Raw genomic sequence first — 17,797 nt, forward strand, 5'->3', positions numbered from 1 at the left:
CCCCCACGGAAGCAGGAGTCCGGTTGCGGGGCGCAGGCCCAGCTCGACCGGTACCCCGGCGACCGTGCCGTGCCACAGCAGCCGGCCCCGGCCGTAGGAGACGCCCAACAGCCGCGTCCCGCTGAGCCGGTGAGTGAGCAGGAACCAGAGGTCGGCGAGCAGTTCCTGACCGGAGAACGCCCCGATCACGAAGCCGAGCGTGGTCCAGGCCGGAAAGCCGTGGTCGAGCGTCGTGAAGACGGCGGCGATACCGGCGAGGAGGACAACCCGGGTCAGGGCGATGCGAAGGCGTTGGAGCACGAAGCGTAAGAGTGCCGGAATCCGGCCGCCGCGTGAAGAGCGCGTGACCCACCTGTGATCTTGGTCCCGCGCGGGCGGCCGGGCCGTCGCCGCGGCGGGGTCCGGAGCGGGCCGCGCGATCGGGATGGCAGGGCGCAGCCGGGCTCCGGGCGACGCGGTGATGCACACCGCCGCGTGGGCGCTGCGGCACATCCCGCTCCTCCTCGACCGCCTCACCGCCCGGGCCGGCCAGGAGGCGAGTACCGCGCCGACGCCCTCGCCGCCCGCGCTGCCTCCACCGAGGCCGCCCGCCGCATGCTCGACGCCCTGCTCCTCGACGGCGCCGCGAGCACCGCGGTCACCCGGCTGCGGGCCGACCACCGCACCCGCCCGACCCCGGAAGCCCTGTGGGAGCAGATGCGCACCCACTGGCTGGTCTACCACCCACCGAATGCGAACGCCTGCACCGCCGCAGTACTCGCGAGGGCTACGCCGTCGACGCCCCCTACCCACCTGCGCATCGCCCTGCTCACCCACACCCCACCCCAGCCGATCGCGATCACGGTCACCCCCACCGAATCCGCCACGATCACCGCCGAACTCACCCCCCACCGCACCGCACCCGTATGGCCCACACCCTCCTCACAGGCTGACGGGCCGCAAGGGCCCCGCCGGCTGCTAGGCCTGCGGGACCCGGACCCAAAGGCACCTGTGGCAGGCAGATAAGGCATGGGCCGTCTGGGCCAGCAGCCAGGCGAGCATCGCCGCCACCAGTCGCACCGCTCAGGGCGACAAGGAGCGCCACACGTCGGGACCCATGGACCGATCGATCATTTCGTCAGAGCCGGGGAACTGCCCTGTCAGGACGGCCGCAAGGAAATCGGTCATGCCCCCATCGAAACGGATCATCTCGCTGATGTCGAAGCGCCACACGACGACCGGCCACTGGTCGGGATCGCCGGCCGAAGTGTCCCAGCAGAAGTAATCGGAAATGGTGTTGTTGGCCCACCCCAGCAGACAGCCTTTCGCCGGGAACGGCTCGTACGGGCGGCCGATCTCGGGATTCCACTCGTACCACCCCTCAAGCATCTCCCCGAGATCCTTGTTGAAGTAGTAGAGGCCGTCGAACCGATCGGCGTCCGGGATTCCGGGCCCGAGCACCGGCGTCGCCACCATGAGGTCGCCGGAGTACTGGACATGGCCGTACCGTTCCACGAACTCGCGGTAGTCCGATGGGAGCTGGACGCCGAGCTTCTCGACGGCCCCCTCCCAGTCCACCTCGACGGGCTCGCGGCCGGGATCACCCATGATCTCTGTGAGCCTACCCATAAAGCTCGTCAATTTCCCGTCTCCTCCCTAGTCTCCAAGCTGGACTGGCTGCCCAGTAACGGGATTCTTCTTTTCATTGCTCACGGTCTTTGTCCCCAGCGGTATCCGCCTGCCGTCCGGGGTCTCCCCAACGGCTATCATGAAGAATCCCATCGGAATCTTGCTTGATGGAGAATTGTAGATCGGATCCACCATGTAATTGACGACCATATTATCCTTCAACGCCTTGCCGACGACGTTTTGTTCGAAGTCTCGCATGCCGTATCGGGTTGTATTGACCCCGCTCTGGAAGCATGGTGCGAGGTTCTCGGGCTTCCCCAAGCCACCAACCTCCCGGGCGATGAAGTGGCAGCGCGCCAACAGATTCACGTCCTTCTCCCCAGCGCCGACCTTCCAGCCTGCGGCAGCCGCGGTCGCCTTAGCTTCCGCCCATCCGGTGATATTCCCCTTCGCTTCCGTGCCACGATCCCCATACGGTTTGCCGACCAGGCAGGCTTCGGCCATGGTGGGCCGTTTCACTCCCGGGCTGCCTTCGACGTCCTCCATGTCCCCGTACATGATCCATCCGCTTCCGCTTCCATCCTGGTTGTCGGTGTCGGCGCCTGCAGGTTTCCGCTCAAGACAGCTCTTGGGCTTGTCCGGGTCCGGTGCGTTGCCCTGGCCCGGTTGGGGACCGGGGGCTGCCACGGTGGTCGGGATGACGTTGGGGGTGAGGGCCACCATGGCGAGCAGGCTGGCGCTGCTGTAGGAGGCGGCGATGACGTTGAGGGTGTCGCGCGGGTCCCTGGGGGCCCAGTCGAGTTGCGGGGCCGGGCGTTCGACCGTGGCCTTCGTCGGGTCCCACAGGGGCTTCGGTGGCTCGGCCCTGGGTGCGGGCGGGCGCGGAGGCGTCTTGGCTCCGCGGCAGGTCTTGCAGGTCGGGCGCGTCGGCCTGGGGTCGGAGCCCCGGTCGGGGGTTCCTTCAGGCCCTCCAACGGGCGTGCCGGTCGGGCTCGACGACGAGGAGGAGGAAGAGGAGCTGGACCTCCAGTGGTCCCGGGCTTCCAGCTTCTCCTGGTAGATGTCGCTGCCCGCGTAGTTGCCGGGCACGTAGCCGTAGCCGCCGTAAGCCCCGTAGCCGAGCCCGGTCACACCGCCAACGGCGAAGCCCGGCATGGTGACGCCGCTGGACGAGCTCGGTGCTTGGTAGCCCGAGACTTCCCCTACGTACGGCTCGGCCTGAGTGTTGGCGTTGGGTGCGGCCGGCTTGGGTGCGGGTCGCGGGATGGTGATGCTGCCGCTGAACTTCCCGCCCCCGTTCCCGAACGATATGCCGCCGCCACCGCCCGGCGCCACGATGGCCGGACCGCCGGCGCAGCCGCAGCTGCTGACGTCGAAGTGCCCTGAGGGGTCGGTGCCGTTCAGCGGGCTGGCGTTGCCGTAGGTGTAGCGGTTGGCCTGGACGGAGGGGCTGGGGGCAAGGAGGGAGGAGTCGCGGTTGGTGAAGGAGCCGGTGCCGGGGCGGTACCAGCGGGCGTGCATGTTGACGTCGCCGGTGGTGGGGTCGGTCCAGCCGCTCTGGTAGCCGAGGCTGGTGGTGGTGCCGGAGGTGGTGGGCTTGCCGAAGGGGTCGTAGGTGGTGGTGCCGGTGACGGTGGTGCCGTTGGTGTCGAGGGTGGCGGTGGCGTCGGTGTGCTGGTCGGTGCGCACGCGCACGCTGGTGGTGGCGCTGGCTGCGCCGAGCAGGTTGCCGGCGGTGTCGCGGGCGTAGGTCCAGGTGCCGTCGCCGGTCAGGTTGTTGGAGCCTCCGTCGTAGGTGAAGCGGGCGGCGCCTCGGGTGGTGGCGCGGTCGAGGCCGTCGTAGGTGTAGGTGGTGGTGCCTTCGGTGATCAGGCGGTCGAAGGCGTCGTCGGCGAGGGTGTCGTCCTTGCCTGCGGTGGTGACGGCGGTGAGGGTGCCGCGGGCGGTGTAGCGGTAGGTGCTGGTGCCGTCCGACTGGAGGCGGTTGCGTTCGTCGTAGGTGGCGGTGGCGGTGCCGTTCCTGGTGCGGTTGCCGGCGGCGTCCCACTCGTAGGTGGTGGTGGTGCCGTCGAGGGTCCAGGAGGTGAGGCGTCCGGCCTGGTCGTAGCCGTAGCGGTTGTCCTTGACCGGGTCGGTGGCGGCGCCGCTGACGGTCTTGCGGGTCAGGCGGTTGTCGAGGTCGTACTCGTAGGCGGTGCCGGTGAGCGGGGTGTTGGGGTTGCCGCTGACCAGGAGCTGGTCGCCGCTGAGGCGGCCGAGGGCGTCGTAGCTCAGGCGCCGTTCGGACATGGGCTTGAGCTTGGTGGCGTCGGCCGGGTCGGCGGCGACGTAGGACTGGCTGCCGAGGCGGCCGTCGCCGTCGTAGCCGTACCAGTTCTGGGTCTTGAGCTTGGGGTTGTTGGCCCAGTCGAGCTGCCCGTCGGCCTTGTAGCCGAGCATGGTCAGGTCGGTGTCCTTGTCCCAGCGCTTGATGACGCGCCCGTCGGCGTCGTACTCCCAGGTCTGGGTGGCGGCGGTCAGGTCGGTGCCGGCCTTGATGAGCAGGCCGCGGTCGTTGTAGGCGTAGTTCTGGCCGTTGAGGGTGGCGGAGTTGTGCCGGATCAGGTGGCCGGCCTTGTCGTAGGCCAGTTCCCGGTCGGTGGTGGCGGCTTCGGCACCGGTGCCGCTCTCGCGGACCAGGCGGCCGAGCGGGTCGTAGCTGCTGGTGCGTACCACGCCGCCGGGCTCGGTGGTGAGCACCGCCTGGCCGGCGACGTCGTAGGCGGTGGTCCAGGTGCGGTCGGCGGCCGCGGGGTGGGCGGTGGTTGCGGGTTCGATGGTGGACTCGGGCAGGTTCCAGGCGTTGAAGGTGTAGACGGTGGTGTTGGCCCGGCCGTCGGTGAGGCGGGTGCGGTTTCCGGCGGCGTCGTAGCCGAAGGTTGTGGTGATCGCCTGGCCGCTCGCGACCGGCTCGGTGAGCTTCACTGCGCGGCCCAGCGCGTCGTAGGCGGTGCTGGTGACGGCTCCGGTGGCCGGGCTGGTGGTGGTGAGCGGCCGTCCTTCGAGGTCGTAGGTGGCAGTGGTGGTGCGCAGCACCGTTCCGGCGGGGTCGAGGTCGTCGGTGGCGGTGGGGTTGCCGAGGCTGTCGTAGTGGGTGCGGACGGATTCGCCGAGCGGGGCGATGGCGCGTGTCGTGCGGCCGATGCCGTCGTATTCGGCTTTGCTGGTGCGGCCGAGCGCGTCGGTGGTGGTGACCACCTGTCCGGCGGGGTTGTAGGTGGCGGTGCTGGTGTTGCCGACCGGGGTGGTGAGGGCGGTGCGGTTGCCGGCGTCGTCCCAGGTGAACTTGGTGGTCAGGTTCTGGAGGGTGGGCTGGCGTTCGACGGCGGTGGCGGTGAGGGTGCGGCCGAGCTGGTCGTAGGTGGCCTCGGTGCGGGCGCCGAGCGGGTCGGTGGCGGACAGCTGCAGGCCGGTGGGGGTCCAGGTCGCGTTCCAGGTCGGCGGGTTGTCGTCGACTGGGGGCTGGAGGCCGCCGAGGGAGTTGGGGTCGATGCGCTGGATCTGGTGGCCGAGGCGGTCGTAGGTGAAGGTGGTGCGTCGGCCGGCGGGGTCGGTGCTGGTGGTGATGCGGGAGAGCTTGTCGTACTCGAGGCGGCTGGTGGCGGTGAGCGGGGTGGTGGAGCCGGGCGGGGTGTAGTCGGGCAGGCGGATCTCGGTGGCGCGGCCGAGTTGGTCGACGGTGGTGCGCGTGATCCGGCCGAGCGCGTCCTTGGTGGTGACGGCCTCGCCGAAGGCGTTGTAGCCCGTGGTGGCAGTGGGGTGCACGGTGGTGGCGGCCACTCCCCCGCTCTCGGCGGCGACCGCCGGAGCGATGGCGGTGGTGCGGCGTCCGAGGGTGTCGTACTGGTAGGTGGTGGTGTAGGCGGCGGGGTCGGCGCCGGTGGCGTTGCCGTTGGGTGTGGTGCTGCTGGTGGGCAGGCCGCGCTGGTCGTAGGTGAAGGTGCTGACGGCGGTCGGGCCGCCGGTGCTGGAGGCGAGCTGGGTGCGGGTCAGGCGTCCGGCGGTGTCGTAGGTGTCGGTCTGGACACTGTTCTCGGTGCTGCTGACCTTGAGGGTGGTGGTGGTGACGCGGTCGTCGGCGTCGTAGCCGAGGGTGGTGGTGCGGGCGAGGCCGGCCGGGTCGAGGACGCTCTGGGTGACGCGTCCGGAGGGGTCGACGGTGCGCACGACGATGGTGCTTCCGCCGCCGGTGGTCTGCTTGGTCAGGTAGCCGGCGCCGTCGTACTCGTTGGCTTCCAGGACCACGGGGTGGCTGGTGCCGTCGGGCTGGGTGACGGCCTCGGCGCGGGTGGTGGCGGGCAGGCCGTCGTCGAAGTAGGTGTAGCTGGTGACGGCGCCCATGGCGTCGGTGACGGAGGCGAGCCGGCCGGCGGGGTCGTAGGCTCGGGATTCCGCGGTGAGGTCGCGGGTGCCCTTGCCGTCGCCGTTCCAGCCTTCGACGACGGTGGTCGCGGGTTGGCTGCGCGGAGTGTACGTGTAGCGGGTGACCTGGCCGAGCGGGTCGGTGACGGTGGTGCGGCGGCCGAGGGCGTCGTAGCCGTAGTGGGTGACGCCGCCCATGGCGTCGGTGTCGCTGTCGGGGCGGCCGGCGGTGTCGTAGGTGGTGGTGGCGGTGCGGGAGCCGTCGTTGCCGGCGATGTCGGCGGTCGTGGTGCCGGTGGGGCGGCCGTCGGGGTCGAAGGTGACGGTGGTCTTGGTCTGGTGGGTGTCTGCGGTGACGGCGTCGGTGACCTTGGGCCCGGTCTGGGCGGTGAGGTGGCCGAGTTCGTCGTACTCGTAGGTGGTGGTGACGCCGGCGGGCTGGGCGTCGGAGGTCTCGGTGGCCCAGATCTTGCGGCCGGCGGCGTTGTAGCCGTAGGTGAGGGTCTGGCCGCTGGGCAGGGTGGCGCGGGCGAGGCCGCCGTTGGACGCCTCGCCCAGGACCTCTCCGGCGCCCCCGGGAGACCGGCGCGCTGGCCCACCCGACATCCACCGCCGCCCGCGGATGGCCGCGGCCACGGGACTCGGGCGAGACAGGCGGACGCCCCGGTGGGGCAGCACGCATGTGCTGCCCCACCGGAGCGTATGAGGGGGTCAGTTCTTGGTGAAGTAGCCGAAGAGGTCGACGACGGCGTGGCTGTGGCCGCCGAGGTTGGCGAGGTCCACTAGCTGGTTCTGGCCGAGGGGGACCGTGGCGTGGTTGGAGAGGGTCTGACCGGGCCCGAAGTTGAGGTCGCTGACCGGCGGGCGGTCAATGCCGTGGGGGTAGAGGGTGAAGTAACCACCCTGGTCGGACTGGGTGGTGGTGACGTTGAGCACCACGGCGTCGGCACCGTAGGGGAAGCCGCCGATGCTGACGACCTGGCCCGGGCCGAGGAGGCTGTCGGAGCGGGTGTCCAGCAGGCGGCTGGGGCTGGCCGGGTGGTAGAGGTCGGTACCGCTCGGACCGTAGTAGCCGGCCAGGTCAACGATGGCGTGGGCACTGCCCGCGAAGTTGAAGACGGTGATCTTTCCGTCCTTGCCGATCGGCACCACGGCCTGGTTCGACAGAGTGTCACCGGCACCGAAGTTGATGTTCGAGGTGGCCGGGCGCGTGCTGCCCGTCGGGTAGGCGGCGAAGTACCCGCCCGCCGTGGAGCCGGTCGTGGTGAGGTTCACCACGACGGCGGTGGCGTCGGTGGGGACGCCGTTCCGGCCGGTGATCTGGACGTCGACGGTCGACCCCTGGCCCAGCGCGCCACCACTGTCGCGGGTGTCGAGGAGCCGCACCGGGCCACTCGGGGCGAACTTGTTCGGGGACGCCGGGCTGTAGTAGCCCGCGACGTCGACCAGGGCGTCGAAGTCGTCCACGTTGGTCCACAGGACGACACGGCCGTCCGGACCAACCGGAGCGGTCACCAGGTTGGCGATGGTCTGCCCCGCGGCGAAGTTGACCGATGATGCGGTCGGGTGGGCGGTGTCGTTCGGCTCGACGGTCAGGAAGCCGCCGTGCGAGGGGGCGACCACGGTGACGTTGAGGACCACGGCGGTGGCGCCCTGCGGCAGCTTGAACTGACCGGTGCCGCTCGGGCCGAGGTTGAGCACCTTCTCCCCGCCGCCCTGGTTGGGCGTCCAAGTGCGGCTGCCGCCCGCGTCCCGGGTGTCCAGCACGCGGGTTGGGGGGACGGCGGTGTAGCCGGAGGCCGCGTACACGCCGTACTGCTGGAGCCAGGGCGCGAGATCGTCCACCCGGGTGTCGTACGCGCCCGTCCGCGCGGTCTCGTCGGAACCGAGGCAACCGTTCTGCCAGGAGCGGCTGGTGACCGCGGCCAGCTCCCAGCGACCCGAGCCGAGGATGCGCAGCAGCGGGCCACCGGTGGCGCCCTTGCAGACCGGGCCGTCGTGGACACCGATGCCGCCGGCCGGGACGCCGGGGGCCGGGGTGGCCGGGGTGGTGTTAGTCGGCGTCGTGTCGAGACCGGTGGCGGAGACGGCTCCGACGGTGGAGTGGCGCTCGTTCCGGCGGTCGTGCGCCCACTCGGTCTCGGTGCGGCCGAAGCCGCCCGCATCCAGCATCTCTCCCGCACTGGGGGCCTTGCCGGTGACCGGCACGGGCGCGATGCCGGGGACCGGCGCGGCGAGGTGGGCCAGCACGAGGTCGCGGTCGGTGCGGGGCACCAGCTCGGTGACCGTGAAGGTCGAGGGCAGCGGGGGGTTGGCGGCCGTCGAGCGGACGAAGGTGGCCGTGGTCGGGTCCGCGGGCGCACCGGCGGGGACGGCGATGCCCTGCTCGGGGTGGTCGATGAAGCAGCTCGCGGCGGTCAGGAGCCAGGACGGGTCGACCAGGGCCCCCGAGCAGATGCGCTTGCCGCCGATGTCGATCCGCGCGGTGCCCTCGAACGGGTCGGCCACCGCCGGAAGAGCAGGGGCGGCGGCGGGCGGCCCGCTCAGGCCCGAGGCGTTGGCCGTGACGTGCAGTTCGAGCATGGTGGTCGGGTCGGCGTTCGGGTCCTTGCCCCGGCCGGTGCCGACCCACTTGTTGGCCGGCACATCCAGCTTCGTGGTCACGGTGCCGGTGGTCATCGTCGCGGCCACGGCGACGCCGTTGTACGTCTGGACGGCGAAGACGTCGGGGATCGACATGGTCAGGCGGCCCGTGGTGTAGGGCGCGGTGAAGCACACCACGTTGCCGTAGTTGTTGGCCTGGGGGACGGCGGTCCAGATCTTGATCTGGTAGCTGGAGTCGCAGCTGGTGAGGTTGATGCGCGCGTCACCGCTGGTGAGGGTGATTCCGAGGTCCTGCTGGATCTGGGCGGTGCCGGGGTAGGCGCCGTCCTCCACCGCGAAGGGGGCCGTCGAGTTGACGACCTGTGCGGCGTCTGCGGCGGCGAGGCCGGGGGGCGCGAGTACGACCGAGGCGGCCACGACCGTACCGGCCAGCATCCACCGGGGTATGCGGGATGCCATCAGGCTCCTTACTTGAGGTGCGGGTAGGGCAGGGAAAGCGATTTCGAACCCGAGTGATCGGACACGCGCGGCGAGTGACGGTACATCACGCCTGGGCCGGACCGGGCATCCTGTGCCGCGACGTAATATATGCCGCGCCGCCACGGCGCAGCATTGGGGGATGCCGGAGACCGCTGAGAAATGCGGCTTGCACGGACAATTCCGGTGATTTCCACGACAGTTGACCATATCGGTAAACCGGTACGTCAAGCGCGGACGAACTTGGGTAGCGGACCGGTCGTCAGCTCGCGGGCGCCGCCGCAGCTCTTGCGTGCCACCAACAGCAATCGGTACGAATACGAAGGGAGTTCGGGTGAATTCCGGACTGATACCGGCAAGACGGCGGAGAGGACGGCGCGGCATTCCGCTGTTCTGCCGAGGAGTGCTGCCGCTGGCCCTGCTGGCAGGCCTCATTGCGGCCGCACCGGCCACCGCGGACACCACCGCACCACCTGCCGCGAGCGCCCCGGGGGCCCTGCCCGACACCGATCGCGCCAAGGTGCTCGGCATCTGGAAGTCCGGCGGCCCGGCCGTCAAGGCGGCGGCCGAGAAGGCACTCGTCGCGCCGAAGGACGCCGATGTGAGCGCGTTCCTCATCACCGGCAAGGACGCGGCCGCGGCGGTTGACGACAAGCAGATGACGATGGATCTCATCGGCGTCGGCGGCCGAAGTCTGCGCAAGGCGGCGCTCGCCGCGCTCACCGGCACGCCGGATCAGGTCCAGCAGCAGCTGCACGCCTTCGTCACCGACGGCTGGAAGGGGCCGCTGGAGGCGGACCAGCGGGTCCAGGTCGCCAACCTCGTCAGCAACGGCGGGCCCGAGGTGCGCCAGGCCGGCCAGGCCGCGCTGAACGGGTCGATCACCGACGTCCAGGCCTTCCTGGGGACGGGGCAGTACCCGCTCAAGGACGCCGACGACCGGGTGGCCGTCGCCCAGGCCATCAGCGCCGGCGGGCCCGCGGTCTACGCGGCGGGCACGGCCGCGCTGAACGGGTCGATCAACGACGTGCGCGAGTTCCTCGCCGTCGGCCTGCCCACCGCCCAGGCGCGCGACCAGGAGTACGCGGACGTCAGCAAGCTGGCCGGCCAGGCCGCCGCCTCCGCCGCCGTGGCCAAGAACGAGACCACCGCCGCCCAGGAGGCCAAGGACCGGGCGGTGGACGCCGCGCAGCTGGCCAAGGACTCCGCCGCGCAGGCGGCGGGCGAGACCGCCGCCGCGCAGGGCGACGCGGCCAAGGCCGCGGACGCGGCCGCCCGTGCCGCCGCCGCGACCAGGCGCGCCGCCCAGGCGGCCCAGTCCGCGATCTCCGCGGCGGCCGCCGCCGACGCGGCCGCCCGGAAGGCGGCGAGCGCCGCCGCCGAGACCGCACTCGCCGCCGAGGGCGCCGAGCAGGCCGCCGCACGGGCCGCCGACGCGGCCGCGGCCGCCGTCACCGACTCCGCCAAGGCGGACGCCGCCAACGTGGCCGCGAAGACCGCCCGAGCCGCCGCGGCCGCCGCCACCTCCGCCGCCAACGCGAGCGACGGCGCCCGCGACGCCTCGCTCGCCTCCCAGCAGGCCGCCCTCGCAGCCAAGGACGTCACGGCCCAGGTCGACGCCGCCGCCAAGTCCGCCGAGGACGCCGCGAACTACGCCGACCAGGCGGGCGTCTCCTCCGGTGAGGCCCGCCAGGCCGCCGCCGCTGCCCGCCGCCACTCCCAGGAGGCCACCCGCGCCGCCAAGGCCGCCGGTGACTTCGCCCGCGACGCCGCCGCGGCGGCCGCCGGCGCCGGCGCCGCGGCCCGCTCGGCCGCCACCCACGCCAACAACGCGGCCGCGGCCGCCGAGGCGGCGGCGCAGCACGCGGGCCAGGCCTCCGATGCCGCCCAGCAGGCGGGTGTCCACGCCGCCAGCGCGAAGGCGGCCGCCGACGCGGCCTCGTCCGCAGCGGCGAAGGCCCAGGACGTCCAGACCCTCGCCGACAAGATCGAGGCCGAGGAGCTGACCGGGCGCACCGCCGAGGCGATGGCCGAAGCCGGCGACGAGAAGGCGCAGTTCGACCAGGCGAAGGCCAACGCGGCCAAGGCACTGGCCGACGCCCGTACGCTCGACAGCCAGGCCGCCCAGCTCGCGGCCGATGCCGCCAAGCCCGACGCCGACCCGCAGCAGATCGCCACCAACGGCCGCCAGATGGCGCTCGCCGCCATGAAGACCCGGGGGCCCTGGAGCCGCTCGGCCGCGGAGTTCGCCCTGGCCGGCTCCGACAGCGCCGCCCGCTACTACGCCCGCACCGGCTGGCAGCTCGCCGCCCAGGCCGACGAGCGCCAGCGGACCAAGGCCGTAGCCGCCGACACCACCGTCAGCGCGGTGGCCGCCGCCGCCAACACCGCCCTGAGCGGCGACGCCACCGCGATCCACGCCTTCCTGACCACCGGTCAGTACCAGGCGGCGGCCCCGGACTACCGCGTCCGCATCGCCCAGCTGATCAGCGAGGGCGGCAGCAGCGTGCAGAAGGCCGGGCAGGACGCGCTCGACGCGGGCACCGTCGACGCCCTGGTCACCTTCCTCAACTCCGCCCAGTTCTCCAACCGGGAGGCCGACGACCGCGTCAAGATCGCCCAGATCATCTCCGCCGGCGACGCCGAGGTCCAGGCCGCCGGGCGGGTCGCGCTCGAAGGACCGCCGATGTTCCAGCGGGCCTTCCTCGTCTCGGGCCAGTACACGGCGCTGCACAAGGACCAGCTGGCCCAGACCCACCAGGCCCAGGTCCAGGCCGTGGTCTCCCGGGCCCTGGCGACCGCCGCCACAGCCCAGCAGAACGCCGCCGAGGCCGCCCTGGCCGCCGCCGTCGCCAACAACGCCGCCACCGACGCGCAGACCGCCGCCCAGCAGGCCAAGGCCGCCGCCGACAGCGCCGCCGGGTACGCCGCGAAGGCCGAGCAGTCGGAGCAGGACGCCGTGCAGTCGGCCGCCAAGGCGGCGGAGTACGCCCATACCGCTGACACCGCCGCGCAGAACGCCCACAGCTCCGCGCAAGCCGCCCAGAGTGACGCGGACTGGGCGAGCGCGAGCTACGACTCGGCGCAGCAGTTCGCCGCGCAGGCGAACCAGGCGGCCGAGACCGCCCGGGCGGCCGCCGAGGCCACGAAGGCCAGCGAGAGCGAGGCGCAGCAGGCGGCCTGGCTCGCGTTCAACACCTGGTCCGTCAAGAACTACGAGGAGCAGCAGCTCCAGACCGAGTTCCAGGACTACCTCCTGAAGCTGAACTCGGACGACGGAAAGTTCACCCTCTACGACGCCTGGGCCCAGGGCGGGCACATGGCCCTCGACCTGATCGGCTCGATCCCGACCCCGGTCACCGAGGCCGGCGCCAACGGCGCCAACTGCCTCTGGTACGCCGTCGAGGGGAACGCCTCCGATGCGACTCTCTCCTGTGTGAGCGCCATCCCGGCGCTCGGTGAGCTCGGCACCTTCGTCAAGTTCGAGAAGTGGGGGGAGAAGGGCATCCCGATCTTCAAGTGGTTCGCCAAGGACCCGAAGAGCCCGAAGCCCGTCGACTTCCCCGCCTGCCCCAGCAACAGCTTCCCGGCGGGCACCAAGGTGCTCATGGCCGACGGTTCGGCCGAGCCCATCGAGAAGGTCCAGGCCGGGGAGCGGGTGCTGGCGGCCGACCCGGTGCAGGGCGGCACCGGCCCGCAGGAGGTGGCCGCGACCATCACCACCCCGCAGGACCGGGACTTCATCCGCCTCGGGGTCACCGGCCCGGATGGCGCCGCGAGCACCGTCACCGCGACGGACGGTCACCTGTTCTGGTCCACCGACTTCCACGCCTGGCGCAAGGCGGCCGACTTCACGGTCGGCGAGACCGTCCTGACGCCCTCCGGCGCGAGCGCGCGGATCACCTCGGTGGCTGCTCTGCAGACCCCGCAGACCGCCTACAACCTGACGGTCAGCGCGGCCCACACCTACTTCGTGCTGGCCGGCCCGACGCCCGTCCTGGTCCACAACGGCTTCTGCCCGAAGGTCGACACCGTCGCAAACGACTGGATTGCCAAGGGGCTTCACGCCAAGATGTCCGACGGCGGTGAGGTGTCCTTCTTCGGGGCCCCCGATGGCAAGGGTGGATTCACCGTACAGATCCGCCCCTCCTTCCCGCACAAGGGGCTGTCCAACAGGGCCGTCAAGGACGCGGCAGCCGCCGTCAACGATCCGAAGTTCCAGGCCGACATGATGAAGAAGGCCATCACGGGCCTGGCCTATCTTCGGCAGAACTCCCCCGCGAGCAAGGAGATCCCTCTGCTGGAGAACCTGGTCCGCGCCCTCGGCGGCAGGCCGTGACCGCCGAGAGGACCCTGGACGCGTTCCTGCGGACCGGGCAGTTCGGCGCCGTACGGGTCGGCGTCCCGTGGTCCGGCCTCCGGGCCCTCCTCGGGGAGCCGGACGCGAGGATCGAGGGCGACAACCCGGTCTTCAAGTACGCGGACCTGGAGATCTACGTGGCCGGCCGGACCGGCACCATCTGGATGGTCCAGCTGGAGTCCTTCGACGCGGTGTCACGCCTTCCGGCCGTGCTGGGCCTCGCCGAGGCGCTGCGCCTCCCCGCTGACCGGGACGGCTTCGTCCAGTACCTCGAAGCACACGACCTCGCCTATCGGGTCGGCGAGTTCCACGTGGCAGGCCAGGAAGAGATCGCCGTCCGTGACAGCGGGGTGATGGTCTTCTTCCACGAGGACGGGTCGTTCTCCGCCATGTCGGTGACCGACAGGCTGCCGTAGCCGGCACCGGGGCCGTCCCCCGGGCACGACGCCCGGGGGACGGCCTCAGTCGCACGTCGACCGACCTGACACTCGCTCAGGCGACGGCCTGCCGAGCCGGAGCGCAGGTCTGCAATCCGCCCCAGCTGATCCGCGTCCTCCACGGAGACCCCCCACCCACAGGTTTCCAGCTCTCCTGCTTGATGTGTGGGTCAGGCTGTTGAGGGTTGGCGTCCTGGGAGGGCGGGGCGGGGGCCTGCGAGGGTGAGCATGACCAGGGCGATGACGGCGTCGGCGGAGTGGAAGCCGAAGCCGCGGCCGACCAGCACACCCTGCGCACGGCCAGCCTCGCGGCCGCCGCCTACGGCGCCCTGGCCTGCGAGGCCGCACTGGCGGAGCTCCGGCTGCTGAACAGCGGTGCGGACCTGGACGAAATCACCGCCAACCGCGCGGCCGTACTGCCCGCGATGACCTGTGGAGCTCGGAAAGTCGTCGCTGCTGGTCAAGCTGCGTACCGATACTCGTTGATGACGCCGCCGAGGACGCGGGTACACACGAGTCTGCGGCTTTCGAGGTCGTGAGCGATGGTGAGCTGCTGATCGGCGCCGGGTGGTATCTGGTTGCGGGCCCGGTGGGGACGGTGCTCGTTGTAGTGCCGCTGGTAGGCGGCCAGGACCTGCCGGGCGTGGGCCTCGTTCATGATGAGAACGTGGTCCAGGACCTCACGGCGGATACTGCCGATCACTCGCTCGCAGTGGGCGTTCATCCGGAGAGCCCGGGGCGCGCTCTTCAGGATCTCCACCTCCTCGGCCTCGAAGACGGCATCGAACGACTGCCCGTACTTGCCATCGCGGTCACGCAGCAGGAAGCGCAGGGAGTCCATGCGCCTGCCGAGGTCGGCGGCAACGTTCCGGGCCTGCTGCACCGCCCACTCCCGGGTGGGGCGGGCGGTGACGCCGGCGATGTGCAGGCGACGGGTACCGTGCTCGAGGAACGCCAGCGCGTAAAGGCGCCTGCCGAGCACCGTATCGAGATGGAAGAAGTCGACGGCGACGATGCCCTCGGCCTGAGCCGTGAGGAACTCGCGCCAGGTCGGGCCGGTACGGCGCGGAGCCGGGTCGATGCCCGCCGCGTGGAGGATTCCCCACACCGTGGACGCGGCGATCGGGTGCCCGAGGCGAGCGAGCCCACCCTGGATCCGCCTATGCCCCCACCCCGCGTTCTCCCGAGCCAGGCGTAGCACGAGGTTCTTGAGCGCCGCTCCGGTCGGCGGCCGCCCGGTGCGGGTGCGCCGTGTGCTGTAGTCCCACTTCGCCTCGATGAGCCGGCGATGCCAGGCCGGCAACGTGCCGGGCCTGACCGGGAAGACCGCCCGCCAACGGCGACGGGGTATCAGCCTGGACAGCGCCGCAACCAGAACCGGTCCGCGGGCTCGTAGCGGAGCGGTCCTGATATCTGGCGACGGAGCACCGTGTTCTCGTGCCGGAGCACGAGCAGCTCCGCGTCCTGGGCCGTGTCGCGGCGAAGCAGCACCCCGGGGATGGACAGCAGCTTGCGCGCCACCTTGTACAGCATCGAAACGATCACGCGAACATCGCGCCAGTCCAGGCCGTACAACCCCTGTCACCTGCAGCGGTGACTTTTCGAGCCCGACACGCTGGGTGCGGGCGCAGCGGGCCGGGTGGTCCGACTTCATGGTGGGCCGCTGACCTGCTAGTATTCTCCTCGTCGCGAGGGAGATGATTCCTCCTCAGGCGTCAGCGGTGCTACCAGAGCACGTCCTACTTTCAGTAGGGAGAGTCCGTGCAACCCGGGCCTGGCGCTCCATTGTCGGGTGAGGTCCGGCACCCATTCGGGTGCCGGACCTTGCCCGCGCTTGCGGGCCGTTTGCGGGTCAGGACGGTGGCGGCGCCTCCGGCGACTGATCTACTGCTCGTAGGCCCACGCGCGGCCGGTCTGACGGTACTGCTCGGCCCTCAGTCGTTACGGTTTCTGGTCACCAGTTCTGCCAGGAGCTCCTGGCGCACTTGTTGGCCCAGTAGACCAGCTTCGGCATACCGAAGAAGCCCACGTAGGGGCTGTGGCCGACGATACACCGCATGATCTTGACCTGCCTGATCTCCCAACGGCCGTTGCTGCACGCCGGGATGAGGTTACGGACCACCGGGATGCGGCAGAAGGAGCCGTAGCCCGGCGGGGCCCAGGCGGACAGGTCGGCCGAGTTGTCGGTCGGAACCTTGCCGTGGTCGATGACCGACGGGTCCGGGTTGTCGGTCGGCAGCGTCGCCGGGTCCGGATACGACGAGGGGCCGACGGCCAGCGCGTCGAGCACGATCTGCTGCTCGGCGTCGTCGTTCGGGTAGATGGCGGCGGCGATGTCGGCCGGGGCCGCGTTCTGCGGCAGCGCGTTGATCCGGTCCAGGGTCGCCAGATCGTCCGGGGTGTAGGGGGCGTTGGCGGGCCCGGCGGCAACCGGCGGGGTGTCGTCCCAGACCGGCCCGCCGTTGGCGGTCGCCGGTGCGGCGCCGACGAACAGCGCGCACGCAGCCGCGACCGCGACAAGTGCGCCGGTTCGACGGGTGATACGTGTTGAAGACAAGATCGTTCCTCTCCATGCAAAGGCGATCGGTGGCTGGTAAGACGCTATGCGGGCTGAGCGAGGCCATCGTCAATCCCGGGGTCAGTCATCGAATGCACCGCGTGGGGTAAGGGCGAAGGTGATCTCGAACCGCTGCGGTAGCCGGTGCTGCAACCGTGGGCGTAGAAGCCTGAAGGGTGTCAAAACTCCGCTCAGGCCGCTGAACTGGGGGTTGCCCGCGGGCTGCGAGGCGACTGGATCGGGGCGCCGTGGTACTCGTTGAGGAGTCCGCCGAGTACTCGACGGCGCCGAATGGCCGCAGCGGGCAGCCGGATGACGTTGGGTTCGTCGTCCGGGGCGCGGAGAGCGAGGCTGCGGTGGGCGCGGCCGGTGTTGTAGTGCTCGGTGTACTCGGCGAGGACGGTGCGTATCCACCGTTCCGCGAAGGCGTTCGAGCGCGGGCTCTGCGGCGGAGTCGGGGTGACGGTCGTGCCGTTGCCGGCGAAGACGGCGTCGAAGGCAGCGGTGAACTTGGTGTCGCGGTCGCGGATGAGGAACCGGAAGCCCCCGGCTCTGTCGTCCAGGTCCATCAACAGGTTCCGGGCGAGCTGCGCCACCCACTCCCCCGTAGGGTGCGTTGTGACGCCGAGGACATGGACACGCGTGGTCGTGATCTCCATGACGAAGAAGACGTAGAGGCGCTTGAGAAAAACGGTGTCGACGTGCATGAAATCGCAGGCCAGAAGCGTGTGAGCCTGGGCATGCAGGAAGGTCCGCCAGCTCTGCCGGGAGGCGCGCTGAGGTGCGGGCGGCAGTCCGAAGCGGCGAAGGACTCGGCGGATGGTGGCAGCGGCGACCCGATGACCGAGCCGTCGAAGCTCGCCCTGGATCCTGACGTAGCCCCAGGTCGGATTGTCCGTGGCCAGGCGCCGGATGAGCGCGACGAGTTCGTCGGGCAGCGGTGGCCGACCGGCTCCGGCCGGTGGCTGTCGCCACTTCCAGCGGACCAAGCGCCGATGCCAGGCCAGCAGCGTGCCCGGGGTGACCAGCCGGTGGGGGCGCAGCGCGGTCGGTAGCTTTCGGGCGAGTGCGGAGAGTACCGTGGTCGCTCGATCTGGCGGCGGAGCAAGGCGACCTCGTGACGCAGGACGAGGATCTCGGCGTTTCTCGCAGCTGACGAGCGCCCCAGTAGTGTCATCCAGTCCAACACCCGGCAGAAGATCAAGTACAGCAGTCGCAGACCCACGAACCGCGATCATGCCCGTGAGGCGACCACTTGCAAAGCCGCTGCTCAGCCACCGTACGGCAGTAAAGACACCCTTCAGGGCCCGGCGAACGTGTCGGTCGGGTCCTCGGGAAATGAGACCGGTACTC

General features: G+C 70.9%; 8 protein-coding genes and 2 pseudogenes. 3 read left to right on the forward strand and 7 right to left on the reverse strand.

The window, feature by feature from the left end:
• A partial coding sequence (locus ACWCXH_RS34150) for a hypothetical protein (RefSeq protein WP_449805400.1) occupies nt 1–300 on the reverse strand: 300 nt, incomplete at its 3' end.
• 294 nt (nt 301–594) lie between these two features.
• Here ACWCXH_RS34150 and ACWCXH_RS34155 point away from each other — a divergent pair.
• Entirely contained in the window at nt 595–1,005 is a 411-nt protein-coding gene (locus ACWCXH_RS34155) for a hypothetical protein (protein WP_449805401.1), read from the forward strand.
• Between the two features lie 57 nt (nt 1,006–1,062).
• On the opposite strand, the gene ACWCXH_RS34160 is transcribed toward ACWCXH_RS34155, so the two are convergent.
• From ACWCXH_RS34160 to ACWCXH_RS34170, 3 genes are all read right to left on the reverse strand, one after another.
• Nucleotides 1,063–1,620, reverse strand: coding sequence for an SMI1/KNR4 family protein (locus ACWCXH_RS34160; protein WP_449805402.1), 558 nt, complete (start codon nt 1,618–1,620; stop codon nt 1,063–1,065).
• A 15-nt stretch (nt 1,621–1,635) separates the two neighbouring features.
• Complete coding sequence (locus tag ACWCXH_RS34165) at nt 1,636–6,615, reverse strand: RHS repeat-associated core domain-containing protein (protein WP_449805403.1); 4,980 nt, start codon at nt 6,613–6,615, stop codon at nt 1,636–1,638.
• A gap of 105 nt (nt 6,616–6,720) precedes the next feature.
• On the reverse strand, nt 6,721–9,072 hold the full coding sequence (locus ACWCXH_RS34170; protein ID WP_449805404.1) for a trypsin-like serine protease: 2,352 nt from the start codon (nt 9,070–9,072) through the stop codon (nt 6,721–6,723).
• A gap of 421 nt (nt 9,073–9,493) precedes the next feature.
• Between ACWCXH_RS34170 and ACWCXH_RS34175 the strand changes: the two genes are divergently transcribed.
• Both ACWCXH_RS34175 and ACWCXH_RS34180 read left to right on the forward strand, forming a co-directional pair.
• A complete protein-coding gene (locus ACWCXH_RS34175) occupies nt 9,494–13,429 on the forward strand; it encodes a polymorphic toxin-type HINT domain-containing protein (RefSeq protein WP_449805405.1) in 3,936 nt (1,311 codons plus the stop codon).
• Nucleotides 13,426–13,866, forward strand: coding sequence for a hypothetical protein (locus ACWCXH_RS34180; RefSeq protein WP_449805406.1), 441 nt, complete (start codon nt 13,426–13,428; stop codon nt 13,864–13,866). The genes ACWCXH_RS34175 and ACWCXH_RS34180 overlap by 4 nt, the downstream gene beginning before the upstream one ends.
• A gap of 481 nt (nt 13,867–14,347) precedes the next feature.
• Here ACWCXH_RS34180 and ACWCXH_RS34185 read toward each other — a convergent pair.
• The 3 genes and pseudogenes from ACWCXH_RS34185 to ACWCXH_RS34195 form a co-directional block, all read right to left on the reverse strand.
• A pseudogene (locus ACWCXH_RS34185) lies at nt 14,348–15,432 on the reverse strand (integrase core domain-containing protein).
• Nucleotides 15,433–15,841: 409 nt separating this feature from the next.
• Nucleotides 15,842–16,444 (reverse strand): hypothetical protein, encoded by a 603-nt coding sequence (locus ACWCXH_RS34190; protein ID WP_449805407.1) that lies wholly within the window; start codon nt 16,442–16,444, stop codon nt 15,842–15,844.
• Between the two features lie 191 nt (nt 16,445–16,635).
• A pseudogene (locus ACWCXH_RS34195) lies at nt 16,636–17,669 on the reverse strand (IS3 family transposase).
• Nucleotides 17,670–17,797: the final 128 nt, after the last annotated feature.

The sequence above is a fragment of the Kitasatospora sp. NPDC001660 genome, from assembly GCF_053596725.1.